This window comes from Phaeobacter sp. (assembly GCF_022825805.1).
Lineage (GTDB): Bacteria > Pseudomonadota > Alphaproteobacteria > Rhodobacterales > Rhodobacteraceae > Phaeobacter.
Genome location: NZ_JAJDWC010000083.1, coordinates 1 through 25,897, shown reverse-complemented (window position 1 = coordinate 25,897; position 25,897 = coordinate 1). Strand labels below are relative to the sequence as shown.

Sequence of the window (25,897 nt, the reverse complement as noted above, 5' to 3'; positions counted from 1 at the left end):
TTGGATCAACGATCCTCAGAGCGAAACGCGTCCTGACTGTACGCCTCTGACAAGGTCAGCTCCACCGCTTTGCGTTCGTTACTGCGGTCCGTTCCGATGACAAGTCGCCCTGGTAGGATGCGTTGTAGTGGCACGGCATCTCTGTCGAAACTGGCAGAGGCTTCTCGCGCTGCGCTCAGGATAGACAAAACCGCAGGCGATGTGGCTGCCACAAAATGTCCTGATGCGGCGGTGTCGGCGTATTCGGTGGTATCGACAACCTGGATGGGCAATTCGGATACATCCTCTAGGGATGCAAGATTGCCAAGCCGGCCCCGATTGTGCGTGCCGCGCAAGCGCTGTGAGAGATTGAGCACGTTGTCCTTTCGGGACACCATGACAATGAAAGGCTCTGGTGGCGGATCAATGCGCCGCATCTGGCTGCGAAAAACTTCGACATCAAGGTCAGGGGACATCAAAACCACAGCACCAAGGTTTGAGCTGCTCCAACCGGGGGTTTTGATATCGATCTGGCGCAGCGTTTCCATGACCAATTGCGATCCCATCGAATGTGCCACCAGAACGACCCGATTTGAGGGACCCGGTTTGAGATTGCGCAACAGATATTCCAGGCCATCGCGCGCAAACAGCACGCTGTCGCCGTCATATGCGTAGCCAAGCGGTGTGCCCTGGCTGGGCCAGGAATAGATGATCGTGGATCCAGGAATGCCGATATCGGTGCTCAGCTGCGCAGCACGAAAGGCGGTTTCTGGCTGGGTGGAGTTGAACCCATGCACAAATACGGTCACATCCCGCTCATTGGGGGGATATGCCGCCAGATCCGCTGCGACGCGTGTGTTCAAGCTGTCCATATGCGGCAGGCGATGGCGGCCCGCCATGACAAATTCGCTGTTGGGATCTGGATCTGCATAGCCGAAATCCAAGCGACCTGGCTGATGGTTTGGTGGGACTGACACAGTCAATTCCAGAAGATCAACGTCGTCGGATCGTTGTGGTCCATAGGTACCGTCGTCTAACGGTTCCCGCGTCGTGACGGCAAAAACAGTTTTTGCTGTGCCAACCTGCAGCGCCTCCGGAACGGTGGGCGAAAACGATCTGTCCGCACATCCCGCCAGCCCCATGATCAGCAAGCAAAACGCAAAAACACGACGGGTTGTCAGCATAGCGGCACCAAGAAAACCATAGCGGCAGGCTACTGTTACGGTGCCGCTATGTCCACGTATGAGATCCAGTAAACAGCGGTTACAAGACGTATCGGCTGACGTCCGCGGATTTGGTCAACTCGCCAAGGTTCTTCAGCACAAAATCAGCATCAACGGTGATTTCCTCGCCGGCTTTGTCAGGTGCTGAGAAGGACAATTCTTCAAACACCCGTTCAATCACAGTGTAGAGACGACGGGCACCGATATTCTCGATGGTTTGGTTCACCTCGGCTGCGATTTTCGCCAACGATGCGATGCCATCTTTGGTGAATGTCACGGTCACATCTTCTGTGCCCAGAAGCGCGGAGTACTGCAGCGTCAGCGCGTTATCCGTTTCGGTCAGAATGCGCACGAAGTCTTCTTCGCTGAGGGCGCGCAGGTTGACCCGGATCGGCAAACGTCCCTGAAGCTCCGGCAGCAGATCAGAGGGCTTGGCAATATGAAACGCACCGGAGGCGATGAACAGGATATGGTCGGTCTTGATCGGACCGTGTTTTGTCGAAACCGTGGTTCCCTCGATCAACGGCAACAGATCGCGCTGCACCCCTTCGCGGCTGACGTCGCCGCCACGGGCATCCTGGCGCGCGCAGACCTTGTCGATTTCATCCAGGAAGACGATCCCGTTCTGTGCAACGGATTCCAGCGCCGCTTTGGTCACCGTTTCATCGTCCAGCAGTTTGTCTGCTTCTTCCCCGATAAGAACCTCATAACTGTCGGCAACGGTCATCTTTTTGCGGGTCGTGCGGCCACCCATGGCTTTGCCAAACAGATCACCCAGGTTCATCATGCCCATGTTGGCACCGGGCTGGCCGGGAATTTCAAACATTCCGCCCATCGGATTGGAACTGTCGGTGATCTCCAATTCGATCACTGTATCGTCCAGCTCACCTGATTTCAGTTTTTTGCGAAACATTTCGAGGGTCGCCTCGCGTGCATCGTCGCCGGCGATCGCCTTCAACACACGGTCTTCGGCGGCTTTGCGGGCTTTGGCCTTTACATCATCGCGCATGTGTTCACGTGTTTGCACGATGGCGACATCAACCAGATCCCGGATGATCTGCTCCACATCGCGGCCCACATATCCAACCTCGGTGAATTTTGTCGCTTCGACTTTGATGAAGGGCGCGCGCGCCAATTTTGCCAGCCGGCGAGAGATTTCGGTTTTCCCGACACCGGTGGGTCCGATCATCAGAATGTTCTTTGGATAGACTTCATCACGCAGGTCATCGCCCAGTTGCTTGCGGCGCCAACGGTTTCGCAAGGCCACAGCAACCGCGCGTTTGGCATCGGTCTGCCCGATGATGAAGCGGTCCAATTCCGAAACGATTTCGCGGGGGGTCAGGTCAGTCATGTGATCATCTTTCTTGTTTCCATAGGAAACTAGTGATGGGGCGGAAAAACACAAGGTGATCACGGAATGCTCACGCGGTAACCCACAATAAACACGGCAGATAATACGGCGGTGAGGTGCGGTTTCTTTTCGATCTGGAACCTGAACAGATGAGGCAAGCGTTTTGAAGAGGAGACACAAATGCTGAACCGCCGCTCTTTCTTTGCTGCCGCCGCAGCGACCACTGCCACCCTGGCGATTTCCGGTGCAACCGCTGCCGTTGCCGGTGGGGCAAAGGGCACATTTGAAGGCCTTTCCAACCACATCACCACCGGTGGCGTGAAAGTGGTTAAGGAAAACGGCCGCTACATTGTTGAGCTTGCTGATGACTTTTCCCTTGATGGGGGTCCGGATCCGCGCGTCGCATTTGGCAAAGATGGCACCTACGATCCAGAGACAAAGCTGGGTGCTTTGCTGAACCTGACTGGCAAACAGCGCTATGCAGTGCCCCCAACATTGGACATCTCAGCCCACAACGAAGTGTACATCTGGTGTGAAGTTGCCGGCGTGCCGTTGGGTGTTGCGAAGATCAAATAAGACCCGTTTCAGGGACGCGAAGGGCCAGAGAATTTCTCTGGCCCTTTATGCAAACACTATGTCGCTGATCCTGCATCAATGGGCCGGCGGTAGGCGGTTCACCGGCAGGACATGAGCCAACGGTGCCATGAGCCAGGCCCTGATCCGCGCCCAAAATGCGCCAAGCAAGACCAGGAATAGTCCGAGCAAGAGAATGGTCATCGCCGCGCCTTCGCCGTCGAAAACCGTAGCGGCAAGGGTGACGATGTAGCCGATTGCTGCGATCAGGAATGAGCGGCGATCAATCACGATTGCCACAACGGCAAAGGCGAGCAGCACGGCCAACAACGCCATATGCGCCTGTGATGTTTCACGTTCCAGCAAGCTGAGCGCAATGGTGTTGACCAGCGCAGGGGCCGCCACCACATGCAGCCAAAACGCCTGAGCGGAGCGTCTGGTGACCCTGTGGGGATCGCTGAGATCAAACATCATTGCAGCTGCAAAAACCCCCAAGCCAACCAGCAATGTGACCCATGCAAACGGGCCAGATGCTGAAAACAGGAAGAGATCTGAAAAACCGGAGGGGCTGCCCACCTGCTGGGCTGCGATCATCAGCGCGATTGCAAACACCCCAAGCGCCATCAGAGCCATCGCAAAGGGCACGCGAAACCGTAGCCAGAACAGGCCAATGGCTGCTGTGGTCAGGGCCATGGGCAAAACCAGGCTGGAATAGTCATTCTGTATCAGCATGAAAACTTGGGAAAATTCCGCCGTCATGCCGATGGAGGCGTTGATCGTCCACAGGATGGAGAGCGCAATAGCAGGCGCAACCATGCGGCGGCGGCGGATGAAATATTCACTCAGCACCCAAAGGATCATCGCTCCGATAATCGACCACATCGTGGCCTTTTCCAGCACGCCGCCCAAGTTGTTGGCGACAGACAGCCCAGTGACCGCACCCCAGCCGGTCGCCAAGATAATCAAACCGATCACGATGAAAATCTCGTTGAATCCGCGAAACAATTCAAACGGCTCATCACCAGGTGACAGCTTCTCGCGTGCATTACGCCGACTGTGGGCCAGTGCTGTGAGTGATGCGGCCTGCGCTTCGCTCAGCAATCCTGAGCCGACGGCGGCGCGAATATCATCCTGGTCGATTTGGCTCATATCACGTTGCCTTGCGGATGCGTTCGACGGTCAGACGACCGTTCGTGTAAACGCAGATATCTGCGGCAATCGCCATGGCATCGCGTGCCACCGCTTCGGCGTCGCGGTCACTGTCGTACAATCCACGTGCCGCCGCCAAGGCAAAGTTCCCACCCGACCCGATGGCTGCAACGTTGTGCTCTGGCTCCAGAACGTCGCCTGCTCCGGTGATCACAAACAAATCGGATCCATCGCTCACGATCAGCATGGCTTCCAATTTTTGCAGATACTTGTCCGTGCGCCAGTCTTTGGCCAGTTCCACGCTTGCGCGGGCCAATTGTCCGGGGGTGGCTTCCAGTTTTGCTTCCAGCCGTTCCAGCAGGGTAAAGGCGTCAGCGGTAGAGCCCGCAAAACCGACCACAACGTCAAATCCACCTGGTGAAAGGCGGCGCACCTTGCGGGCGGTTCCCTTGATCACCGTCTGCCCCAATGAGACCTGCCCGTCGCCGGCGATGACCACTTCATCGTCTTTCTTTACACCAATAATCGTTGTGCCGTGCCAACCGGGGAATTGATCATCTGCCATTTTGGTCTCCTTATATGCGGGCAATATGGGCATGGCAGCCCGTCAGCTCAACCGGGTGCTATCCGCTGGAGCCATGAGGGATCAAGAGGATAGCGCGCTCCAAGCTATATCGCGGCCGCATAGAAGCATTGCGCTCAGCGGGTCAACATCCCTTTGATGTCGTGAAGTTGAGGGGTGAGCCCGTGGAGATGTTATGCACAAATTGCAAGGCGGAGCTGTCAAACCGGCAATTGTGAGACTAAGTTGGCCATCCTATCTGAGGCCTACAACCGACAAGGGGTCGGCTGTTTCTTACAAGGAAAGCGCCAATGGCTACCACTGCAAATATCCATGCGCCGCTCGGAGCAGTTACTCTTCTCCGCCTGGTGGACGCAGTCTACACTGTTAAGTCTTCGATCCTGTCCTGGAAAGAAGCACGTGACACCCGCAACGCCCTGTCTCAGCTGACGGATGTTCAATTGGACGACATCGGTCTGACCCGCGCGGAAATCGCACGTTTCTAAGGTTTCGATATCATTCGAATAAGATAGGCCGCTCATTTCGGGCGGCTTTTTCTTTTTTATCGTTCAGTCAATCTGTAGTTCTTGGCCTGGTCGGGCAGCCAGGCTTCGATGGCTGCGGTTGCTACGACATGTTTGCTGTCAGGTCCGTCTGATACGTCCAATCCCCCCTTCACGGCCCGCACGGTTGCGCGTCCGCGTGGCAGGTCTGCCGCGACAGCAGCGCAATCTACCCTGTCAGGTTCCTGAACGCCGATGGTGACATCAACGCGCATTTCCGTGTGATCAATACCAAGTTTCGCAAAAAGTGTGATCGAGGAGTGATGCAAAGCGTCCTGAACCGCCCGCTTTGCCGCTTTCGTGTAGTCTTGACCATAAAGATCGTTTCCGGTTCCCATTTCGAGAATGATGCGTTTTTCAGTCATCAGACCGGCTCCATGTCAAAAGATACGATAATCGCGGCGTTGGCGATCACGGTGTGGCCTTCATCTGGCTTGGCGATGTCCAGTCCACCTTTGGTGATGTGAATTTCGGGTTGCCCGTAGGGAAAGATCTTTTTCAGCTCCTCACGGTCCACGGCATCTGGATTTTGAACGCCGATTTCCGCCCGGATCTGCATGGCATCTTTGGGAAAGTCAAAGAGCTCGGCAACGCTGACCGAATTGTGCCAAAGCGCATCTTTGATCGCTCGTTTTGCCGCTTCGGTATAGTCATGTCGGCGCAGCGAGGTTCCCATACCAAATTCGACCAGCACGCGTGTCTGTGTCATGTCGTTCCTTTCCAAAGGGGTGGCAAAGAAAAGGCGCCCCATTGGGACGCCTCACCTATGTTTGTCATCGCTGATCAGCGATCAGATGGACTCGTCAATCCAGCTTTGCAGTGCGGCCTTTGGGGCAGCGCCTGCGCGGTTGGAGACGACCTGACCATCCTTGAAGATGAACAGCGCCGGGATACCGCGCACGCCCATGGCAGCCGCGGCATTTGGGTTGCTGTCGACGTCGACCTTGGCAATCTTGACCTTGTCGCCGTATTCAGCCGCCAGCTCTTCCAGAGCCGGGCCGATTTGTTTGCAGGGGCCGCACCATTCGGCCCAGAAGTCGACCACAACGGGGACTTCGGAATTTTTCACTTCAGCATCGAATGTATCGTCGGTTACGGCAACGGTGGACATTGGAATGTCTCCATAGAGTGTGGCAGTTGGTGTCAGAACCTATGAATGGCTTAACAGATCGTCAAGGCATCTGCCGCCGCTGAAACGCGGATGACACAAGTTCGTGTGGCAACCACATGAGCGTGGCGGTCCGGGTCCAGACCAATCCTGTTTCAATATGCTTGTCCGGATAGATCTGCCTTAAGGCATGCGCATAGGCCCCCATCTGCCGCAGCAGCCCATCAGGGCAATTTTCAGGATCGGTTGGCACCGTTGCGTTTGATTTGAAATCAATCGCCTGGACCCTGTCTTCTGTCACCAATAGGCGATCAATAACCCCATGTAGGCGCCGGTCATCCAACATGACCGTCACAGCGACCTCCGTCATCGATTGCGCACCAAAGAAATGCGCCAGTTCGGGTGCGGTAAGAACCCTGGTTGCTTCGGCCAGCAGGTTTTCGGTTTCCGGGTGATCAGCCAGCAGGTTTTTGGCAACAAGAGGCCATTGGTCGCGATCTGGGACTTGCGGCAGATATTCCAACAACTTGTGCAAACGAGACCCGCGGGCCTTGGCTTGTTCTTCGTCCTGGCCCAGATCCCCAGCGAGCGCTTTGGCTCCGCCCAGCTCTGACGGGCTGATCGTCGCGGGCGGCGCCACATAGACGGGTGGCTGGGTCTGAAATACATCCGGCAGCTTTGGTGGAATGACCTCTGGTGTGAGCTCTTGGTGAAATGGCAGCCCCTCCCAATCGCCATGCTCCAGACGCAGCCCCTCGCCATGGCCAGTATCATACGGCGTGGCGCCGCTGGTCTGCATCGCCTGCTCGACCCGCTGATACCAGCTGTCACCGTCTTTCGACAAATCACCTGCTGCGGCGACGATCAGCCATTTCTCTGCACGTGTCAGCGCCACATAGAGCAGGCGCTGGCGCTCGTTGTGTTGTTTGTCCTGCGCAAGGTTGCGTGCGGCCTGCATCACCTCTGGCATCTGTGCGCTGGGCAGTTTCCAGATAGCCTCGCCATTGGCGCGCATGATCTCTTCGTCGCGGGGTGCGCGGCGTTTTGCAGTATCCGGCAGGATCACGATGGGCGCCTCAAGCCCCTTTGATCCATGCACGGACATCACCCGGATCATATTGCCCGCTGCACCCATCTGGCGTTTGATTTCGAGATCATCGGTCTGCATCCAGACCAGAAACCCAGTGAGGCTCGGGATGTCGGAGCGTTCATAGGCCAATGCCTGGCTGAGCAGCGCGTTGATGCCATCCTCAGCCTCTGGCCCCAATCTACCCAAGAGACGTTGACGGCCTTGGTGTCTGGTCAGAATGCGTTCAATCAGATCATAGGGCCGCAGAAAATCTGTCTGCCCCCGCAGATCGTTGAGGATGGCCATTGTGGCTGGATATTCATCTGCGCGGTCACGCAGTGCTTTCCACAGATGGCTGCCGCCTTCGCGACGATGGGCGAGATCAAACAGGCTTTGTTCATCCCACCCAAACAGGGGGGATTTCAGCGCCGCAGCAAGCGACAGTGAATCTTCGGGCGTGGCGAGGAACGACAAAACTGCGGCGATGTCTTTGACGGCAAGTTCAGCACCAACCTTGAGCCGGTCTGCCCCCGCGATGGGCAAGCGCGCTGCTTTGCAAGCGCGGATGATTTCGGAAAACAGTTCCGAGCGTCTCTGCACAAGGATGAGAAAATCACCCGGCTGTACCGGACGCCGCCGATAGCTGCCGCGTGTCGGCCCATCCTCGGGCAGCGTCACGCCCGTGTCGATCATCTCCTTGATGGTGCTGGCGATCCGATCAGCCAGGATGACACTATGGTGGCGCGCGCTTGGTCGATCAACAGGATCTGTCCAATCGCGCTCTTCCTCGGCCTCGACCTTTTCCACCACTGGCCAAAGATCAACGCGTCCGGGCAAATCTGATTTGAACGCCCGATGCAGCGCCTCTTTGTGAAAACCAGCGCCTTCGCTGTTTTCAAAGACCCTGTCCACCAGCCCCAAAATTGCGGCTGACGACCGGAACGAGAATTCAAGCGCGGCGTTCTGCAATCCGCTGCCATTTTCGTTCAAGCGATGCGCAAATTCGGCCTGCATTCGATCAAACGCGTCCGGGTCAGCTCCTTGGAAGGAATAGATCGACTGCTTTTTGTCTCCGACCACAAAAATGGTGCGTTCGACCTCTGATCGGGCGCCCTCTCCGGCGGTGAATTCCTGTGCCAGCTTTTCCACCACGTCCCATTGTGCTGGACTGGTGTCTTGTGCTTCGTCGACCAGGATGTGGTCGATGCCGCCATCCAGACGATAAAGCACCCATGCCGCAACAGCGGGATCATTCAACAGTTGTCGCGCCTTGAGGATCAGATCATCAAAATCCAACCAACCACGTTGTTGTTTGCGCCGTTCGTATTCCGGCAGGAACACCGCGGCAAACCGGTGCAGAATGTCGGATTTGTGGACCGCAGCCAATGCAAGGCGCTGGGCGCGTGCAGCCTCCACGCGCAACATCAGAGGCTCCAGTTGGTCCATCAGATCAACATGTGCCTCGCGAAGTTTTTTGGTCGGAAAACTGTTGATCTTGGCTGTGAACGGTTCCTTTGCGCTGGCGCCGGTCAGGAAGACGGATTCCAAAAGAGGCAAGGCCGACAGATCAAGCGCGGTGATGGATGACAGTTTTGCCGCTGCCTTTGCATCATTCGCACCCCCCTGTTTCAGCATCGCTATGGTCCGGGCCAACAGGTCCTGTTCCCCGCCGAGAAAAACCGCGTTTTTCAATGCTTCGTGATCATAACCTGCGGGGAGACCGAACAGGTCCAACAATGCGTTGCGGTCCAGCGGGGCTTCGAATTCTGCCCGGCGTTGGCAGACTGCGTTGGTCAAACTGGCAAAATCACTGTCGGTTACCACCTGCGCCAGCTCTGCAATGAGCGCGGGTTCGCTGGTGAACCGTCCCTCGCCACGGGCAAAATCTTCGGTGATCTCATTTCGCAGCAACAGTGCAGAGCGGTCTTCCATCTCTGAAAACTGTGGGCTGACCCCAGCCTCCAGCGGGAAGCGCCGCAACAAGGAGGCACAAAAGGAATGGATCGTCTGAATTTTCAGCCCACCAGGGGTTTCGATTGCGCGGGCAAACAACGTCCGTGCCTGCGCCATTCCCTCGGCGGTGACCGTGTCTCCCTCTCCCAGATCAACGAGCGCGGCGGCGAGCGCGTCATCTTCCAGCATGGCCCATTCACCGAGCCGTTTGAACAGACGGTTCTGCATTTCGCTGGCTGCGGCCTTGGTATAGGTCAGACACAGAATATGCTGTGGTTGCACGCCACGCAAAAGCAGCCGCGCCACCCGATCGGTGAGCACTTTGGTCTTTCCGGACCCTGCATTGGCGGCAAGCCAGGTCGAGGCGTCAGGCCGGGCTGCGCGAAATTGTGCTTCGGAGGCGGCATCGCGCGCGGTCATGTCAGCAGCTCCGACACAGGGGGGGCACTGCGGTCCCATTCACCATATCGGGCAAGATGATCATAGTCCCCCGTCTGGGTGTCCTGAAATACCATGCGCCGGCTGCTATATCCTTGGTCTTGCTCAAAATAAGCGCCAATTAACTTCTGTAGTTCTGCCCAAACTTTGGCGGGTGGTTCATCGTGCAGCGGGGCGGGAACCTCTTTGACCGGTGGCTTCAGGCCAAGAAACAGCGCGCGTTCGACGCGCCCTGCCCCAAATTTGGCAAATGCACCTCTTTCGGCCATGGCTGCTTCGATCAACAGTTGCTTTTCAAACGCTTTCTGTTGGTTTTCAGATGGTGGATCCCCTGTTTTATAGTCGAACAGATGCAATCCACCTTTGTCGTCCACGTCGATCCGATCTGCGGTGCCCGCGATTTCAAAATCATATGGGCTGACTTGGATTCTGCCCGGGATTTCAAACCCGGATGGTCTGGCGCGGTTTTGGCGTTCTTGTTCCGCCTGGATGAAATCAGGGGCAATTCGCTCCAGCCTTGCCATCCAAAGCGCGCGCGCAAGGGGCCAAGGCACATGTGTATCCAGCTCCTCTGCAGCGCGGTGCAGAAAATGATCGACCTCCAGCGTACTGGGATCTTTGAGAGTGGTTTGGATAAACACTTCGAAAATCTTGTGAACCACAATGCCGCGCAATAGGGCGTCGGGTTCCTGCACCAATGGGTCCAGCGGTCGGAGCCGAAGCACATGTTTGGCGTAGATGGCGTAGGGGTCCCGGATAAGCCGCGGAATTTCGGTGATGGTCAGCCGTCTGGGGCGGGCAGAAACCGGCGGTTTCGGCGCTGGGCGATGGGCCGGCGCAAGCGGCGTGGGGGCCTCCAGGGCGGTCGCCCACCCAAGCCATTCTTGTCCGCGCGCGCGCATCTGTGCCAACGCCTCTGGTCCACCCTGCCCTGGCAGCCCCGACATGAGGTTGGTCAGACGATTGAGCCAACGTGATGGGACAGTGTCGGCCTCCTCGGTGCGTTCCGCGCGTGTGAGCCAAACCTCCGGCGCCGCAATGGCCTGCTGGAAGTCATGCGCTGACAGTCCGATACGTCGTTCCGGGAGCAACAGCCCAGCCTGATGTCTCAGCTGTCGGTTTAGCCAGGGATCGGGCGACGCAGCTTCTGGCCAGCTGCCTTCGTTGAGCCCACCCAGGATTACCAAATCCGCGCCTTGAACCCGGGCTTCCAATGTGCCCCAAATCAAGATGGAGCCATATGGTGTGTCGCGATCTCTGACTTCCCCCTGGGACAGGAGCGCCCGCAGCAGGTCAGCAAAATCACGGGCGGACATCATGCCGCCATAGTGGGCTTCAGCTTGCAGGTTGTCGACAATCTGCCGCGCTTCGCGACCCGCTTTCTTGTCCCAAAGCCCACCCTGATCACAAGGTTGACTGCCGCGGCTGATGGTTTCAGCCAGATCCCGAAGCGCAGCTATCCAAGTGCTTAAGGACTGCTCGCCGGAAATGGGTTTTTCGGCAAAGCAGCGCGCTAGCCAATCGGTCCAACCCGGCAGCAAATCGCGGCCTACGGCAAAATTCGCAAAGCTATCAGCATCGGGGAACGGTGGTCCCTTGCGGCGCAGGGTCAGCTCCAGATCGCGTGTGTGGCGCAGGTGATCGCCCCGCCCTGCCCCGTCATGGCACAGCGGATGTTTCAGCAGCGTCAACAAGGCATCTGCTTGCAGAGGTCGACAGAACAGCTCGGCCACGTGGCGTAGGAACCTGCCGGGTGGTGACAGTTGCAACGGTTGACCCGCAGAATCATCAGGCAAGATGTTCCATCGGTCCAAAGCCGCCGAAACCTGCCGTGTCAGCATCCTGTCTGGGGTGATCAGCGCGGCGGTCTGGCCATCCTCAGCGGCTTGTCGCAGTCGTAACGCAATGGCCAAGGCCTCTGCCCGCGGACCCGGGGCCTCGACCAAAGTGATGTCTTTGGTGGCAATATCTATGTCGCGCAGTTGCGGCCCCTCGCGCATCCAGGCGTCGGTGACAGGCGCTGGGCGCAATGCGAGCGAGATAAGTTTGTTGCGGGCAGGAGCTGCGGGTTCGGTCGCGGTCCATGCCGGAATATCGGATGGAGCAAGGTTCAGGTCCCGCATCAGTTTGTGAAATCTGTACTGCGGATGGTCCTCTGAACTCAGCGCATCCTCGAGCGAGGACCAAACATGTTCGGGTTGGTCACCATCAAATCCCGGCAGGATCACCGCGCCTTGTGGCAATTTCGCGATTGCTTCCATCAACAGCAATGTGGTGCCGCGCGATCCGGTTGAACCCGCAAGAATGATGGGGTGCTGCGGTGGAGAGTGCTGCCATTCAGCAATCAGATCGAGAACCACATGGCGCTGTCTTTTCTGCGGATCCATGGCATGTTCATGGGTGTTGACAAAGTCATCGGCAATCGCGATGAACTGCTGCGCCCTGGCCCAATGACCCGACATATCTGTGACATCCAGCGCACGGATCGTATCGGTGCTGACACCTTCGCCCTGCATTTCATCGAACAGGCCTGCAAGACTGTCCGATAGATCATAGAGCGATGCACGCGCCGCAAGATCCGGCTGGGCGTCCAGCAATTTGGCCACCAATTGAGACAATTCCAGCCGTCTGCGCAGCGGTGGCAAGGCTGGTGGCAACCCTTTCAGCGTGGCCCAGGTGTCAATGTCGGAGAGCAGCGACAGTTTGGGCAGAAACGATGCAGGGCCTTTGTCAAACAGATCTCTCACCCGCCGCGCCATACGGGACGTGTTGATGATCAACTCGACCCGGGCCATTGCCTCTGGCGGACAGGATGCGGCACGCTGTGACAGACCCTGCACCAAGGCTTGTGGAAAATCGACGCCGCAGGGTACGGAAAAAACCCGCGGGTTTTGCTGCGGTTCAAATATCATCTCGCGACAACAGCTCCTCGGCCAATGGAATGCCTTCTGGCGTTCCAACATCACACCAAAAGCCGGGATATTCCACAGCATAGAGCCGCTTTTGTGCCGCTATTTGATCCCAGATGCGGTTCAGCGAAAACACCTGATCCGGCACAGTGGCAAGCCGATCCGTTTTGAGGATCTGTACGCCGCCATAAACCAAATCGCCACCGCGAGACAGACGGCCATCCTCAGCCATTTGAAAGTCACCACCTGCTGAGCGCCCAATCGTTCGGGTCAGCGGGACGCAGCACAAAAGCGCGTCCATTTCGCTAGGCTCCCAATGATCCAACAAGACGCTGAGCGGATTGGCACCGCGCCACACAACGTCTGGGTTCATCGTCAGAACGGGTTCTGTTCCCAGATGTCCAAGTGCGTTCCGCAAGCCGCCGCCAGTGTCGAGGATATCGGCGTCTTCGTGACAGATAATGACATCGGTTTGGTCGAGATGGGCGTGCAAAACCTCGGCTTTGTAATGCGTATTGATCACGATTTTTTCGGGCGAGATTTCTTGTGCAAGCGACAGAGCATGGTCAATCAACGGACGATCGCAGACCGGGATCATGGGTTTTGGGCGATCCGCAGTCAGATGTCGCATCCGGGTGCCAAAGCCAGCGGCAAAAATCATCACGGAAGGCGCCGTCACAGGGTATTTCCTTTGAGATACTGCAGAAACGCAGGTTCGGGTTCAGGCAGTTCTGCCAGTACGGTTTCAGCAATGGTGGCAAGGGCAGGGTGGTTCAAACCCCGGCGGACGTGTTCCCAAACCCTTGGAACAAAGTCGATATAGTGTGGTTTGCCGTATTCGCGCGACAGCCGAGCAAACACCCCCAAAATGCGCAGGTTTCGCTGCACGCCAAGCACAGCATAGGCTCTGCGGAACTCGGCACCATCCACACCGGTTGCCGTGATGTAGCGATCTACCATCTGTTCTTCGATCTCGGGCGGGACGTCTCGCCTCGCGTCCTGCAGCATCGAAACCAGATCATAAGCGCGATGCCCGATCTTGGCATCCTGGAAATCCAGCAATCCAACCTGCGCGATGCCGGTTCGATCCGGAAGCCACAGCATGTTTTCAGCATGATAGTCGCGTTGCACAAGAACCATGTCACCGGTCACTGTGTGGCGCAGGATATCCTCCAGTTGATCGGTAAACAGATCCAGGATTTTCGGGCTTGGCGCTGGCTGGTCCGGGCTGCGGTATTTTTCAAATGCGATACGCGTCATATCGGCCATTTCGCGCGGACCCAATGGGTCCAGCGCGGGGGGTGGCACCTGATGAAGTGCAACCAGAACATCCGTTGCACGCGCGTAAAGCGGTTCTTGCATCGATGGGTCGTGGGCAAACATCCGGGCAAACAACCCATCACCGAGATCTTCGATGATCAATACACCGATGTCTGGATCTTGGGCCAAGATCTTCGGAGCACTCAGCCCCTGTGCGCGTAGAAACTCTGCGATTTGTACAAACGCCACAACATCTTCGCCGCGTTTCGGGTCTGCGTCCATCAACACAACAGAGGCAGCATCTGGTCCCAATAGGCGTTCGTAGCGTCGATTGGAGGCATCTCCCGCCAGCGGGGTCCGCTCCCAATTGTGCCAATGGCTTTGGGAGAGAAAGGCTTGGATCTGATCCGCTCTGGAAGAAGCTTCAGTCATGATAGGTGTCTGCAATTTGTTGGATTAACGCATCCCATCGGTATGCTTCGCCTGCCAGTGTGGCGATGCGCCCATCTTGTGCCTCTGGATCCAATGCGAGGGTGATCCGCAGTGCGGATTTTGGCATCAGTTCATCCAGTCGATCGGGCCATTCGATCAGGCAGATTGCGGTGTCGAATGCAGCGGTCAGGCCCAATTCCTCGATCTCGTTCAGATCGGACAGGCGATAGAGATCAGCATGCCAATACTCACCTCGTGGCAGCTCGTATGTTTGAACCAGCGTAAATGTTGGCGATGGCACATCCTCAGGCACCGCCATTTGCGATTGGATCAGGCTGCGGGCAAAATGGGTTTTCCCGGCCCCAATTTCACCTTCCAGCAGGATGCAGTCCCCAGGTTTCAGGACGGCGCCAATTGTGGTTGCGAAATCGGTTGTGACATCGGGTGTTGGCAGGGCGATTTGAAGTGTTCTGGCTGACATGGTTGGACAATGCCATCCTGGTCCGGCAGCTGCAAGCTGGAACGCGAAAGGCCCGGGTGATCCGGGCCTTTGCAACGTACTGTGATGTGAATAGCGGTATTATTTGTCTTGTTTGGTTATGGCAAACCGTTCCTGTTCAGGTGGTGCCAGTGCGGCCTCGGGAGAGCGGAAGCTGACCATGGTGGCGCCATTTTGGATGGCGGTAACCTTGCAGATCATCGGGCTGCCACTGCGCAGTTTGACATGGGACCACCAGGGTGCGCGACCATCACCACCGGCGACGAAATCGCGGATCTCTCCCCAGACGGGCGTCGCGGCGCACATGTCCTGCCACACCCGGCTGCTGTCCATGATCGTGATCTTTGCAAAGCTGTTGTCAGGATCCATCTGCCACAGTTCGTGGTAGGCGGCGTTGGAGAAGGTCATGCTGCCATCGTTGGCGAACACGGCAATCGCCTCATCCATTTGGTCCATGATGGACTGGCCCATCTCAAGCTCGGATCGGAACTGCCGGGTTAGGGTGATTTCAGCGGTGATGTCTTCGAACAGGAAGGCAATTGCGCCATCGGGATGCGGGCGACCCGAAACGGAATAGACGGATCCAGAGGGCAGGGACCAAGTTTCCTGATATCGTCCTTCTGCCGCGGCCTCCAACAGGTCGGCCATCTGATGGCGCCAGCTTGAGTAGTTCTTCGGCTCCGGCATCATGCGTTGGTCCCGCAGCCGGTCGAAGAAGGTCAGCAAATTGGGGCGGGACGACAAAAAGTTCGCGGGCAGGGCGGTCAGGTCGATCAGAACCGGGTTGAATAGAACCAACTGGCGGTTGCGATCAAAAATGGCCAGACCGATGGAGAGTTGGGCAAAGGTCTTTGCCAATGTTTGTACGAAATTGCGCTGCGCGATTTCCGCATCAACCACCGCGTTGACATCAACGGCGTGGCACAGCCAGCCGGATTCGGTTTCCGTGGTCGAAATATTGTACCAAAGCTTCTTCTTGCTATCCGGCAGCGGGATGGAGATCCGCTCGGGCTTGCCACTGGCCATCGGGTCTTCGAGGTTGGTGAACAGCGGGTCCGAAAAATCGATGTTGCGGCCACGGATCTTCTGGCTGAGATCATCATAGGCGAGGTTGGACCAGGTGACAGCACCATCATCGGATTGCAGCCAAACAGGGTAGGGAGCCTGATGCACTGCAGACCGCAGCGTCGTGAGTTCCTGATCGATTGAATGGTTCTGCTCTGCAGATGTGTTGCTGCGCAGCTGAACACGGGTGACGCCGTCGACCCATTCACACAGCGCTTCGCGGCTTTCTGCGTTGGCGGTTCCGGATAGGACAAGCGGGCCAACATCCTTGAGAAACGCAGGGGACTGCGGCAAGCCAGGATAGCTGCGGGCCAGCTGTTCTCTGAGGTTGGACCAGCTGAAGTTTTCACCATGCTCGCCGATGAATCTGCGCGCTCCGGATGATGAACCGATGAGTGTGGTGTCATCAAACAAGAATACGGCGTCAGAGTGCCCGTCCTCCTGCAACAGATTTTGTTCTATGCCACGCGAGGGCGCGCTGGGCGCAAGCCACCAAACGGCTGCTGCTGCAGTGGCCGCACATAGCAATGCCAAGACGACCCAATCCAAGGAGAGGAGATGCTGCATGATGTCCATACTCTGCTTTAGTGTCCTACCGCTGCCAGTGTGTTCCTATAATGGTTAAACGAAGTTTAATTGGTTTCCGAAATGTGAATATTTAAATTTCTATACGTTTATTTTCACCAAGGGGAACGGCATTTTCGCCCGTTGCTGCGTCAATCTTCTCTCGTGGCCAGCGAACTTCGACGATTGCGCCGCGTTTTTTCGGGTCTTGGGTCAGGGTTTGGTTGGGATCCAGCCCGTTTGCAAAAACCAGCTGGGCGCCGCTGCGCTCCAGCAGTGTTTTTGCAATGAACAACCCAAGGCCCATGCCTTCATATTCTGGCCGTTGGCCGCGATCCTGTTCGCTGCGCCGGCGGCGCACAAAGGGATCGCCAATACGCCCGAGGAGATGGGAGGGATACCCACGCCCATCATCGCTGATCCGCAGTGTGATGGTGTTGTCATCCCATATGGCTTCGACCCAAACGGTGCTGCGGGCGAAATCAACAGCATTCTGCACCAGGTTGCGCAGACCATGTATGATCTCAGGCTGTCGCAGAATGGAAGGATGCTGGAGACCGCCATCTGCGGCTGGGCCCTCTTCGTAGTGGACGGTCTTGCCGCGATACATATGCGGTTCGGCGGCTTCATTCACCACGGCCGACAACGGTGCCTGGCGCAGATGCAGGTCATCTTTGCCTGCGCGGCCCATGTCCCGCAGGATATCGCGGCATCTGTCCGCCTGTTCCCTTATCAGTGCAGCATCTTCGCGCAGATCTGGACGGTCGTCCAATTCATCAATCAATTCTGAGCTGGTCAGTTTGATGGTGGCCAGCGGCGTGCCCAGTTCATGCGCGGCGGCGGCAACCACACCTCCGAGGTCTGTCAGCTTTTGTTCGCGCGACAGGGCCATCTGGGTCGCTGCAAGCGCGTCAGACATGGATCTGATCTCCGCGCTGATCCTGTAGGAATAGGCCCCGATGAACAAAACCGCGATCACAATCGCCGTCCAATTGCCAAAGACAAAGATATCAGGCACCCGCAGCATGAACCCCTGCGCTGTGCGCAACGGCAAATGAAACTCTGCCAACAGCGTGACAAGGATGATGGCGGTTGCCCCGACAATCAGGGTTGATCGCAATCGCATCATCGAGGCCGAGATCGTGACCGGACCAAGCACCAGAAGCGCAAAGGGATTGTTCAAACCACCGGTGAGATAAAGAAGAAAATTCAGCTGCAGCAGATCGAACAAAACCATCAGGAAGTTTTCAAATTCCGAGAGCCGCTTGTTCCGTGGAAACAGAATGATCGCAATCAGGTTCCCCAGAACGGATATGCCAATCGCGATGTAGCAGAGCACGAGTTCAAGCTGCAGATTATAGAGCGATTGCGCAACGGTGATGGCTGTCAACTGACCGGCGATCGCAACCCAGCGCAACACGATCAAAGTGCGCAGGCGAATCCAGTGGCTTCTTTCTTGCCCGCTCAACAGGGTCATATCGCTGTGGCTCATGCGGCACTCCAATTGGCTTGGGTCCCTGAAGAGCGCTGTGCCGCATCTCAATCGTCTGAAGACAGATGCATCACGCGTATTTGAGCAGACCCGCTTGGTCCGAGCTTAACCCTATTGAAATTCGGCACAAAGCCGAAAGCACCAGGTTTGCAAAAGCGGCTGCGGTGTTTTGTCCGTCTGGATCTTGGTCTGAAACTTGGGGTAGCAGAAAGACAGAGAAAAAACGCCCGCCACTTGCATCTTTTCAGATGCCCTGGATCGCTAGCTGCGATCTGGTGCTTTGCAGAGGCTGCCAGGGTATACGGTGCGTCCTGCGTTATCAGATGTGAAGGTGTGAGCCATGAACCCCATTATTCCCGTTGCCGCCGTTACTGCAATCGTCGCCGTTTTGGGCGGGACCTGGTTGGCCACCAGCGGGGGGGACTATGAACAATGCCGCAGCAGTCAGATTGCCGGCGGATCCAGCGCAATCGGCGGCCCGTTCGAATTGATCAATGCGCAAGGCCAGACGGTGACAGATCAGGATGTGATTACCAAACCGTCGCTGGTCTACTTCGGATATACGTTCTGCCCTGATGTCTGCCCGCTGGATGTGTCTCGCAACGCCGAAGCGATCGATGTTCTGGATGGCCAGGGATATGATGTGACACCTGTGTTCATTTCTGTTGATCCAAAGCGCGACACCCCAGAGGTGGTTGGTGACTTTGCTGCAAACCTGCACGAACGTATGATCGGTCTGACCGGCACTGACGAACAGGTTCGCGCGGCGAGCAAGGCCTACAAGACCTATTTCAAACGCCATGAGGATGACGGGGAGTACTATCTGGTGGACCATTCGACCTTCACCTACTTGGTGATGCCTGAGGTTGGGTTCGTTGAATTTTTCCGCCGCGATGAAAGCCCCGAGCAGATTGCCGAGAAGGTCGGGTGCTTCGTCGACAACGTCTAAGCCGCCACGGCATTTGACGTTTTTGCTTTGAAGCGTAATATCATAATGGCGATTGGCACACTGCAGGAGACCGACCGTATGAGCGAAGCAGCAATGCAGGAGATTGGGCCGGACAAAACGCTTTTGTTGGTCGATGACGATGAGCCGTTTCTGCGGCGGTTGGCAAAGGCCATGGAAAAGCGTGGTTTCGAGGTGGAAACCGCTGGATCCGTCGCCGCAGGCAGCGCCATCGCAACCGCCCGACCCCCAGCCTTTGCTGTTGTGGATCTGCGGCTGGAGGACGGCAACGGCCTGGATGTTGTCGAAATCCTGCGCGAAAGACGGCCAGACAGTCGTGTTGTGGTTCTGACAGGCTATGGCGCCATTGCGACTGCGGTGGCTGCCGTCAAAATCGGGGCCACCGATTATTTGTCAAAACCAGCCGACGCGGCGGATATCATGAATGCGCTCCTGGCTGGTGATGAAGAGCTGCCGCCACCACCGGAGAACCCGATGAGCGCGGACCGTGTGCGTTGGGAGCATATTCAGCGCATCTACGAGCTTTGCGACCGGAACGTGTCTGAAACTGCACGGCGGCTGAACATGCACCGTCGAACCCTGCAGCGTATTCTGGCTAAACGCAGCCCGAAGTAAGTCAATGACCAGCCCAACAGGTGATGCCTCCGTCGCTGCACAGCCATCGGATCAGATTGATGTGTCAGATCCGCGGAACGAGCCATCCCCGTATGGTGGCTGGTCTGAGGAAATCATCACGGTTCCCAACGGGATCGTCGTGCCGCCGGTCATCAGTGACATGGTCCAGGCTGCAGGCGTTTTGTACGAAGATGGCAGTTACTGTCCGCAAGGAGCGTTGTGGCGCCGATATCGGCCTATAACCATCGCACCCGACAAACCTGAAAAGGTGTCGCAGCATATTCAGGGGCGTTGGCTCTGGGGCGGGGTTCTCTGGGCCCATTTTGGCCATTTCCTGGTCGAAAGCAGTTCACGCCTTTGGGCATTGGCGTATCTCAAAGAACAGGTAGACGGCGTCTTGTTTGTTCCCAAACGACCCAAAGTCGGCGATCAGATTCGTGGATTTCATCGGGAGTTTGTGGATCTGTTTGCGGGGTCATTGCCGATCCGGGTCGCCGTTGAACCCACAGAGGTCGAAGAACTGGTGGTCCCCGGTCAGGGGTTTGGCCTTGGCAAGATCACGGAGGCAACGCCCAAATTTCGCAATGCGGTTCACAGTTCTTTTGCGCGCAAGATCCAGCCAGATGGGCCCGAGAAAATTTATATCTCCCGCTCAAAACTGGGCCTGAGAAAAGGTGGGTTGCTCGGGGAAGAGCAGCTCGAAGATATGTTGCGCGGCGAAGGCTATGTGATTTTCCATCCGCAGGATCATTCGCTTTCAGAGCAACTGGCACATTACAAAGCGGCCAAAAAAATCATCGCTGCGGATGGATCGGCGCTGCATCTTTTTTCGATGGTTGGGCGTCCCGACCAGCAGGTGGCCATCGTACTGCGCCGCACCATGGGGGCGCATACGTTGCTTGCGACCAATGTGGCCCATTTTTGCAAGAATGATCCGTTGGTGATCGGTGGACTGCGCACCGAATGGGTTCCTGCCAAGGACGCACGATCCAGCAGACTGAGCTTTGGTGAGTTGAACCACGCGGTCATCGGCAGGGCGTTGGCCGATGCGGGATTTGTCACTGGCGGAGAGACTTGGTCTGCGCTGGATGATGACACGCGAGCGAAGATTCTTCACCAAAAAGGGCTGACAGGGGAGAACGGTTTTGTTGAATCCCCTGAATTTGTTCGCCGTCGCAGGCGGGACCAGCGGCGCGCGCGGCGTGCTGCCCGTGACGCGGCCGTTTCATAGGGTCAGACGGCATCCTGCAGCGCTTTGTGGCGGGCAACGAAATCCTGGCGGACCTCCATTGGAGGGCGCAGGTTGATCTGCAGCTGCTCCAATACCTCAGGATTGGGTCTGCCGAAAAGCTTGTTTGCCTCTGTGATCGAAAACCCCGCGATTTGCGTTGCTTCCATCCAGGCGCTGACTTTGTCGGCCTTCTTGATTTGTGATTTCACCGTCTTTGGCAGCGCCGCAGGAAGCCCAAACCGAAGGTGAATTGCGCCAGCAAGGCGTCTGTCGAGATCTTCATATCCCGGACCAACGGCGGTTTTCACCGGTGAAATCATGTCCCCGATCACATATTCAGGTGCATCATGCAGCAGGGCAGCCAAGCGCCATTTTGCTGGCGCGGCGGGTTGCATTCGGCTGAAAAGAGTTTCCACCAGCAGCGAATGTTCGGCCACAGAATAGGCAAAATCGCCTGCGGTTTGCCCGTTCCAGCGAGCGACGAACGCAAGCCCATGGGCGATGTCTTCTATTTCGATATCCATGGGGGTCGGGTCCAGCAGATCCAGACGGCGGCCGGACAACATTCTCTGCCAGGCGCGTGGGGCTTTGGGCGGCATAACGACCTCTTTTTCACGGGACTGTCTCTTGATTAGCGGAGGCAAAACATCGACGCAATTGCGAAGAAACAGACTGACAAATTGCTGGCTGTCACGGCCTTGCACACGCGCGGACCACGCGGACGTGAGGCCAGGTTATTTGAAAACAAGCCCTGAACGCACCATATATTTATGGCACGATAGGGGTTTCTGCCCCAGATTGCAGGCTCCTTTCGTGGATGTGACATGAACGAAAGGAACACATCATGTTCAAGCGTTTAGTATCAACTTCCTTGGTCTTTGGCATGCTTGCGACGGCCCCGCCTGCACATGCGTCTGGCTGCATTCAGCGCGACACATTGGTGGAGCGTTTGGAAACCTCTTATGCAGAACGTCTGACCGCTGGTGGATTTCAGCAAAGCCGACCGGTTTCGACAGTAGTCGAACTCTGGGCATCAGAAGCAACTGGGACATTCACCATTGTTGTCTCTCATCCCAATGGGCTGAGCTGTATCGTTGCCTCCGGCACCGATTTTTTCCAGCTGGAGCCAGCGCCAAAAGACCCGGGTACACCCAGCTGACCGGTTCTAACACCGGTTGTGTGGTCGGGGTATGTTGGGTCTGATCGCCTATCCCGACCGCTCATTTTGGGCATGTTCGTTGCTTATAAACCATTGCAGTGCTACCTCCTGCGCCAGAGCACATGAAACCGGAATGGAGCAAGCAATGCCCGGGGATTATATCGTCAAAGATATTGCGCTGGCGAGTTTTGGCCGCAAGGAACTCGACATCGCGGAAACGGAAATGCCAGGTCTGATGGCCCTGCGTGCAGAATATGGCGACAGCAAGCCCCTGGCAGGCTCGCGTATCGTCGGCTCTTTGCACATGACCATCCAAACTGCAGTCCTGATCGAAACGCTGGTGGCACTGGGCGCAGACGTGCGCTGGGCGTCCTGCAACATCTTCTCGACTCAGGATCACGCAGCAGCAGCAATCGCGGATGCCAATATCCCAGTGTTTGCGATCAAGGGTCAAAGCCTTGAAGAGCATTGGGATTATCTGGATCGGTCCTTCCAATTTGCCGAGGGCGCAAACATGATCCTGGATGATGGTGGCGACGCAACACTCTACGTCCTTCTGGGCGCGCGCGCTGAGGCCGGAGAGGAGATCATTCCTGTGCCGCAGTCCGAGGAAGAGGCTGTCATCAAGGCTCAGATCCAGAAGCGGATGGCACAGTCCCCAGGCTGGTTCACCAAGACCCGCGACGCGATCAAAGGTGTTTCCGAGGAAACCACCACCGGCGTGCATCGCCTTTATGAGCTGGTGAAAGAAGGCCAGCTGCCGTTCCCAGCCATCAACGTCAATGATTCCGTGACCAAGTCGAAGTTCGACAACAAATATGGCTGCAAGGAATCGCTGGTCGACGGTATCCGCCGCGCCACTGACACCATGATGGCCGGCAAGGTCGCTGTGGTCTGTGGCTATGGCGACGTGGGCAAAGGCTCCGCAGCCTCGCTGCGCGGCGCAGGCGCCCGGGTGAAAGTCACCGAGGCAGACCCGATTTGCGCGCTGCAGGCCGCTATGGACGGGTTCGAAGTGACCCTGCTGGAAGATGAAGTCGCCACCGCTGACGTGTTCATCACCACAACCGGCAACAAGGATGTCATTCGCATCGAGCATATGCGCGCGATGAAGAATATGGCTATCGTCGGCAACATTGGTCACTTTGACAATGAAATCCAGGTGGCCAACCTGAAGAACCACAAGTGGACCAACATCAAGGATCAAGTGGATATGATCGAGATGCCATCAGGCAATAAGATCATCCTGCTTTCCGAAGGCCGTTTGCTGAATCTCGGCAACGCCACTGGCCACCCGTCTTTTGTGATGTCTGCTTCTTTCACCAACCAGGTTCTGGCACAGATCGAACTGTGGACCCGCGGTGATGAGTATAAGAACGACGTCTACATTCTGCCGAAGCACCTGGATGAAAAGGTTGCCCGCCTGCATCTGGATCGGATTGGTGTCAAACTCACCCAGCTGAGCAGCGATCAGGCGGCCTATATCGGTGTGACACCCGAAGGCCCGTTCAAACCGGAACATTACCGCTACTAAGTAGTCATAGGCTGGCTAGTCTGTCAGTTTGTTGGAAAACACCCCGTGCCCCGGCGCGGGGTGTTTTTGTGCAATAGAGGGCCGTTTCGTGTCCGAAACACAGCATTTCGCGCGAAATTGGACGTTTTGACAGAAAATTCCCAGTTACCGGCCGTCATCACGTGGCTAGAGTGAGCCCATAATGAGAGCAGCACGAGCCGCTCCGCCTGTATGAGTTCCATGAGTAAAACGGGAGAGAGACTTTGGGAAAGCGTGACGATCTGATCGAACAATATGCCAACGATCTGAAAAACAAATGCGGTATGGATCCAGACATGGATCTGTTGACAAAAGTCACCATTGGCTGTGGTCCGTCCATCTATGATGCGGATGCTTCCACCGTTGCGTCCAGCCAGCCAAGCAAATTGGAAACTGTCAAAAACAACTTCCTGATCAAGAAACTTGGCCTGCCTGATGGGCCTGAGTTGATGGAAGCGATTGGGTCCGTCGTGGACATCTACGGCTCATCCGAGCGAAACAAATACCGCGCTGTGGTGTATTACATGCTGACCAAACATTTTGGCAAAGAAGCCATCTACGGCTGAATATAAACACAAACCGTAGGATCCGGGCTGTGCGGCCCGGTCCGAGGGGTGTTTGGCGTGGTCCTATGCGTTTTGATTGAGGCAATGCAAATTTATGCTTGATTTTATTGGTATAAGTTTTGCGGAATCAGTGGTTTCCACCTAGTTTGAACTTATCGGTCAGGATGGCCAGGATCACAGATTTACGAACACGTGTGGTGGACTAGGAGCACGTGGGGTAAAAGGGAAGATCCTGCCAGATGGCTTGGTCTTCCCTTTTTTATTTTGCAGGCCGTTGGGTTTGCAGGTCCCAGTCTCCTTGGATGGATCTGGAATGTTCTGGCAGGAATGTACCTGTCAGCCCTCGGGCTCTCAGAACAGGGTCAGAACCAATCCAATCGCGGCGCAGGCCAAGGTCGCATAGCCACCATCAATCAGCGAAAGCTGCATTGGTCGTGCACAATAGAGATTGTTGATCATGATCCAGGGGGTGATGAAAAACAGCCCCACGCCCAGGCCACCAACAAGCCCAGCCCCCGCAGTTTCGATCCCCGACAGAACAAACACATGTCGCATCATTCCGGCGACCACGATTTGCAACGCAAAGGTACCTAGGTAGAGCATGGGGTTTTGCGCATTTATGGGTTTGCCATCTTCGCCAGTCGGCACCTGTGATGCCCGCATCCAAGGTTGCGCCAGCAGCCCATACCAAACCGCCCCCAAGGCAAATCCAGCAACAGCAGCCACGACTATATTGAGAACCTCCATCCCTCTTCTTCCCCCAGTGATGTCCGGAACAGTGTGCAGGATGGGTTCAATTCAGGTCAATTGGGATCTGTTTCGCCCAATTCGCAGACGATCAGCCATTCAGCTTCGGTGACGGGTTGGACCGACAGACGGGAACTTTTGACCAATGCCATGTCTACAAGGCGCGGATCAGATTTGATCTGCGCTAGAGAGACGGGGCGCGTCAGGCTGCGCACCGCTTTGATGTCGACGCAATCCCATCTCTCATCATCGGTTGTGCTGTCCGGGTGGCTTTCTGCGCAGACCTCAACCATGCCGACGACTGATTTTTCCTTTTGCGAATGATAGAAAAATCCGCGATCGCCCAGTTTCATCTGCCGCATGAAGTTGCGGGCCTGATAATTGCGCACGCCGTCCCATTCCTCGCCTTCTTCGCCCTTGGTTTGCTGGTCATCCCAGCTCCAGGTGGAGGGTTCGGATTTGAACAGCCAATACGCCATCAGCCGACAACTTTCTTCCAGGTGATCAGCTCAACAGCCTCAAACAGATCCGCCTTGGCATAAGGATCCCCATCAGCCCACGCTTGACCAGCGGCCATATCTTCCACATCGAGGATGATCAGTGATCCGACCATGCTGCCTTGCTGATCCAGCAGGGGGCCAGCCTGTGCAACGCAGCCTGTGCTTTCGATATAGGCCAGGTGTGCTGCCCGGTTGTCCATACGGGTTTGCAGGTGATCGGGTTTGTCCCGTGCGATCAGGGCAATCAGCATGTTATTCCTCTTTCAATGGTCTTGAGAGCAGTTGAGCCGTCGCATCCGCAATGGTCAAGCGTTGATCCAACAGGGCCACAACGATTTCAGTGATCGGCATGTCCAGGCCACGCTGTATGG

At 56.5% G+C, this 25,897-nt stretch carries 26 protein-coding genes and 1 pseudogene; 8 read left to right on the top strand and 19 right to left on the bottom strand.

Annotated features, from left to right (window positions below):
• Nucleotides 1–5 precede the first annotated feature (5 nt).
• Together Q0C28_RS09190 and hslU are read right to left on the bottom strand one after the other, a co-directional pair.
• Complete coding sequence (locus tag Q0C28_RS09190) at nucleotides 6–1,163, bottom strand: alpha/beta fold hydrolase (protein ID WP_293575048.1); 1,158 nt, start codon at nucleotides 1,161–1,163, stop codon at nucleotides 6–8.
• A gap of 79 nt (nucleotides 1,164–1,242) precedes the next feature.
• Nucleotides 1,243–2,553: an ATP-dependent protease ATPase subunit HslU gene (gene hslU / locus Q0C28_RS09185; protein ID WP_293575046.1), complete on the bottom strand. Its 1,311-nt coding sequence runs from the start codon at nucleotides 2,551–2,553 to the stop codon at nucleotides 1,243–1,245.
• Between the two features lie 180 nt (nucleotides 2,554–2,733).
• Between hslU and Q0C28_RS09180 the strand changes: the two genes are divergently transcribed.
• On the top strand, nucleotides 2,734–3,129 hold the full coding sequence (locus tag Q0C28_RS09180; RefSeq protein ID WP_293575044.1) for a DM13 domain-containing protein: 396 nt from the start codon (nucleotides 2,734–2,736) through the stop codon (nucleotides 3,127–3,129).
• Between the two features lie 75 nt (nucleotides 3,130–3,204).
• On the opposite strand, the gene Q0C28_RS09175 is transcribed toward Q0C28_RS09180, so the two are convergent.
• Complete coding sequence (locus tag Q0C28_RS09175; RefSeq protein ID WP_293575042.1) at nucleotides 3,205–4,275, bottom strand: hypothetical protein; 1,071 nt, start codon at nucleotides 4,273–4,275, stop codon at nucleotides 3,205–3,207.
• A gap of 1 nt (nucleotide 4,276) precedes the next feature.
• Nucleotides 4,277–4,840 (bottom strand): ATP-dependent protease subunit HslV, encoded by a 564-nt coding sequence (hslV, locus tag Q0C28_RS09170; protein ID WP_293575040.1) that lies wholly within the window; start codon nucleotides 4,838–4,840, stop codon nucleotides 4,277–4,279.
• 308 nt (nucleotides 4,841–5,148) lie between these two features.
• Between hslV and Q0C28_RS09165 the strand changes: the two genes are divergently transcribed.
• A complete protein-coding gene (locus Q0C28_RS09165) occupies nucleotides 5,149–5,343 on the top strand; it encodes a DUF1127 domain-containing protein (protein ID WP_293575038.1) in 195 nt (64 codons plus the stop codon).
• A gap of 56 nt (nucleotides 5,344–5,399) precedes the next feature.
• Here the strand turns inward: Q0C28_RS09165 and Q0C28_RS09160 are convergent, their stop codons facing one another.
• The 10 genes from Q0C28_RS09160 to regB all read right to left on the bottom strand — a co-directional run bounded on the left by Q0C28_RS09160 (nucleotide 5,400) and on the right by regB (nucleotide 18,189).
• A complete protein-coding gene (locus tag Q0C28_RS09160; RefSeq protein WP_293575036.1) occupies nucleotides 5,400–5,765 on the bottom strand; it encodes a Lin0512 family protein in 366 nt (121 codons plus the stop codon).
• Nucleotides 5,765–6,109, bottom strand: a complete 345-nt coding sequence (locus Q0C28_RS09155) for a Lin0512 family protein (protein WP_293575034.1) — start codon at nucleotides 6,107–6,109, stop codon at nucleotides 5,765–5,767. Before Q0C28_RS09155 ends, Q0C28_RS09160 begins: the two co-directional genes overlap by 1 nt.
• A gap of 81 nt (nucleotides 6,110–6,190) precedes the next feature.
• Complete coding sequence (trxA, locus tag Q0C28_RS09150; RefSeq protein ID WP_293575032.1) at nucleotides 6,191–6,511, bottom strand: thioredoxin; 321 nt, start codon at nucleotides 6,509–6,511, stop codon at nucleotides 6,191–6,193.
• A 61-nt stretch (nucleotides 6,512–6,572) separates the two neighbouring features.
• Nucleotides 6,573–9,950 (bottom strand): double-strand break repair helicase AddA, encoded by a 3,378-nt coding sequence (gene addA, locus Q0C28_RS09145; RefSeq protein WP_293575030.1) that lies wholly within the window; start codon nucleotides 9,948–9,950, stop codon nucleotides 6,573–6,575.
• Nucleotides 9,947–12,880, bottom strand: coding sequence for a double-strand break repair protein AddB (addB, locus tag Q0C28_RS09140; RefSeq protein ID WP_293575028.1), 2,934 nt, complete (start codon nucleotides 12,878–12,880; stop codon nucleotides 9,947–9,949). The genes addA and addB overlap by 4 nt, the downstream gene beginning before the upstream one ends.
• A complete protein-coding gene (locus Q0C28_RS09135) occupies nucleotides 12,870–13,538 on the bottom strand; it encodes a nucleotidyltransferase family protein (RefSeq protein ID WP_293575066.1) in 669 nt (222 codons plus the stop codon). Before Q0C28_RS09135 ends, addB begins: the two co-directional genes overlap by 11 nt.
• A gap of 14 nt (nucleotides 13,539–13,552) precedes the next feature.
• On the bottom strand, nucleotides 13,553–14,569 hold the full coding sequence (locus Q0C28_RS09130) for a phosphotransferase (protein ID WP_293575026.1): 1,017 nt from the start codon (nucleotides 14,567–14,569) through the stop codon (nucleotides 13,553–13,555).
• On the bottom strand, nucleotides 14,562–15,050 hold the full coding sequence (tsaE, locus tag Q0C28_RS09125; RefSeq protein WP_293575024.1) for a tRNA (adenosine(37)-N6)-threonylcarbamoyltransferase complex ATPase subunit type 1 TsaE: 489 nt from the start codon (nucleotides 15,048–15,050) through the stop codon (nucleotides 14,562–14,564). Before tsaE ends, Q0C28_RS09130 begins: the two co-directional genes overlap by 8 nt.
• A 99-nt stretch (nucleotides 15,051–15,149) precedes the next feature.
• On the bottom strand, nucleotides 15,150–16,700 hold the full coding sequence (locus Q0C28_RS09120) for a PAS-domain containing protein (RefSeq protein WP_293575023.1): 1,551 nt from the start codon (nucleotides 16,698–16,700) through the stop codon (nucleotides 15,150–15,152).
• A gap of 91 nt (nucleotides 16,701–16,791) precedes the next feature.
• Nucleotides 16,792–18,189, bottom strand: a complete 1,398-nt coding sequence (regB, locus tag Q0C28_RS09115) for a sensor histidine kinase RegB (protein WP_293575021.1) — start codon at nucleotides 18,187–18,189, stop codon at nucleotides 16,792–16,794.
• Between the two features lie 340 nt (nucleotides 18,190–18,529).
• Between regB and Q0C28_RS09110 the strand changes: the two genes are divergently transcribed.
• The 3 genes from Q0C28_RS09110 to Q0C28_RS09100 all read left to right on the top strand — a co-directional run bounded on the left by Q0C28_RS09110 (nucleotide 18,530) and on the right by Q0C28_RS09100 (nucleotide 21,002).
• Nucleotides 18,530–19,138 (top strand): SCO family protein, encoded by a 609-nt coding sequence (locus tag Q0C28_RS09110; protein ID WP_293575019.1) that lies wholly within the window; start codon nucleotides 18,530–18,532, stop codon nucleotides 19,136–19,138.
• A 78-nt stretch (nucleotides 19,139–19,216) separates the two neighbouring features.
• The gene (locus Q0C28_RS09105) at nucleotides 19,217–19,771 is read left to right on the top strand and encodes an ActR/PrrA/RegA family redox response regulator transcription factor (protein WP_293575017.1); all 555 of its coding nucleotides are present in this window, start codon (nucleotides 19,217–19,219) and stop codon (nucleotides 19,769–19,771) included.
• Nucleotides 19,772–19,775: 4 nt separating this feature from the next.
• Complete coding sequence (locus Q0C28_RS09100; RefSeq protein ID WP_293575015.1) at nucleotides 19,776–21,002, top strand: glycosyltransferase 61 family protein; 1,227 nt, start codon at nucleotides 19,776–19,778, stop codon at nucleotides 21,000–21,002.
• A 2-nt stretch (nucleotides 21,003–21,004) separates the two neighbouring features.
• On the opposite strand, the gene Q0C28_RS09095 is transcribed toward Q0C28_RS09100, so the two are convergent.
• A complete protein-coding gene (locus tag Q0C28_RS09095) occupies nucleotides 21,005–21,601 on the bottom strand; it encodes an HD family hydrolase (RefSeq protein WP_293575013.1) in 597 nt (198 codons plus the stop codon).
• A gap of 245 nt (nucleotides 21,602–21,846) precedes the next feature.
• Here Q0C28_RS09095 and Q0C28_RS09090 point away from each other — a divergent pair, with 245 nt between their 5' ends.
• From Q0C28_RS09090 to Q0C28_RS09080, 3 genes are all read left to right on the top strand, one after another.
• Nucleotides 21,847–22,161: a hypothetical protein gene (locus tag Q0C28_RS09090; RefSeq protein ID WP_293575011.1), complete on the top strand. Its 315-nt coding sequence runs from the start codon at nucleotides 21,847–21,849 to the stop codon at nucleotides 22,159–22,161.
• Nucleotides 22,162–22,306: 145 nt separating this feature from the next.
• Nucleotides 22,307–23,695, top strand: coding sequence for an adenosylhomocysteinase (gene ahcY, locus Q0C28_RS09085; protein ID WP_293575009.1), 1,389 nt, complete (start codon nucleotides 22,307–22,309; stop codon nucleotides 23,693–23,695).
• Nucleotides 23,696–23,937: 242 nt separating this feature from the next.
• The gene (locus Q0C28_RS09080; protein WP_293575007.1) at nucleotides 23,938–24,279 is read left to right on the top strand and encodes a DUF2853 family protein; all 342 of its coding nucleotides are present in this window, start codon (nucleotides 23,938–23,940) and stop codon (nucleotides 24,277–24,279) included.
• A gap of 351 nt (nucleotides 24,280–24,630) precedes the next feature.
• On the opposite strand, the gene Q0C28_RS09075 is transcribed toward Q0C28_RS09080, so the two are convergent.
• The 4 genes and pseudogenes from Q0C28_RS09075 to Q0C28_RS09060 form a co-directional block, all read right to left on the bottom strand.
• Nucleotides 24,631–25,026 carry a DUF1761 domain-containing protein gene (locus Q0C28_RS09075; protein ID WP_293575005.1) on the bottom strand — a complete coding sequence of 132 codons (396 nt, stop codon included), beginning with the start codon at nucleotides 25,024–25,026 and terminating at the stop codon, nucleotides 24,631–24,633.
• 56 nt (nucleotides 25,027–25,082) lie between these two features.
• Nucleotides 25,083–25,505: an EVE domain-containing protein gene (locus Q0C28_RS09070; protein ID WP_293575003.1), complete on the bottom strand. Its 423-nt coding sequence runs from the start codon at nucleotides 25,503–25,505 to the stop codon at nucleotides 25,083–25,085.
• A complete protein-coding gene (locus Q0C28_RS09065; RefSeq protein WP_293575002.1) occupies nucleotides 25,505–25,777 on the bottom strand; it encodes a YciI family protein in 273 nt (90 codons plus the stop codon). Before Q0C28_RS09065 ends, Q0C28_RS09070 begins: the two co-directional genes overlap by 1 nt.
• 1 nt (nucleotide 25,778) lies before the next feature.
• Nucleotides 25,779–25,897 (bottom strand): annotated as a pseudogene (locus Q0C28_RS09060) (glycerol-3-phosphate dehydrogenase); the annotation flags it as partial.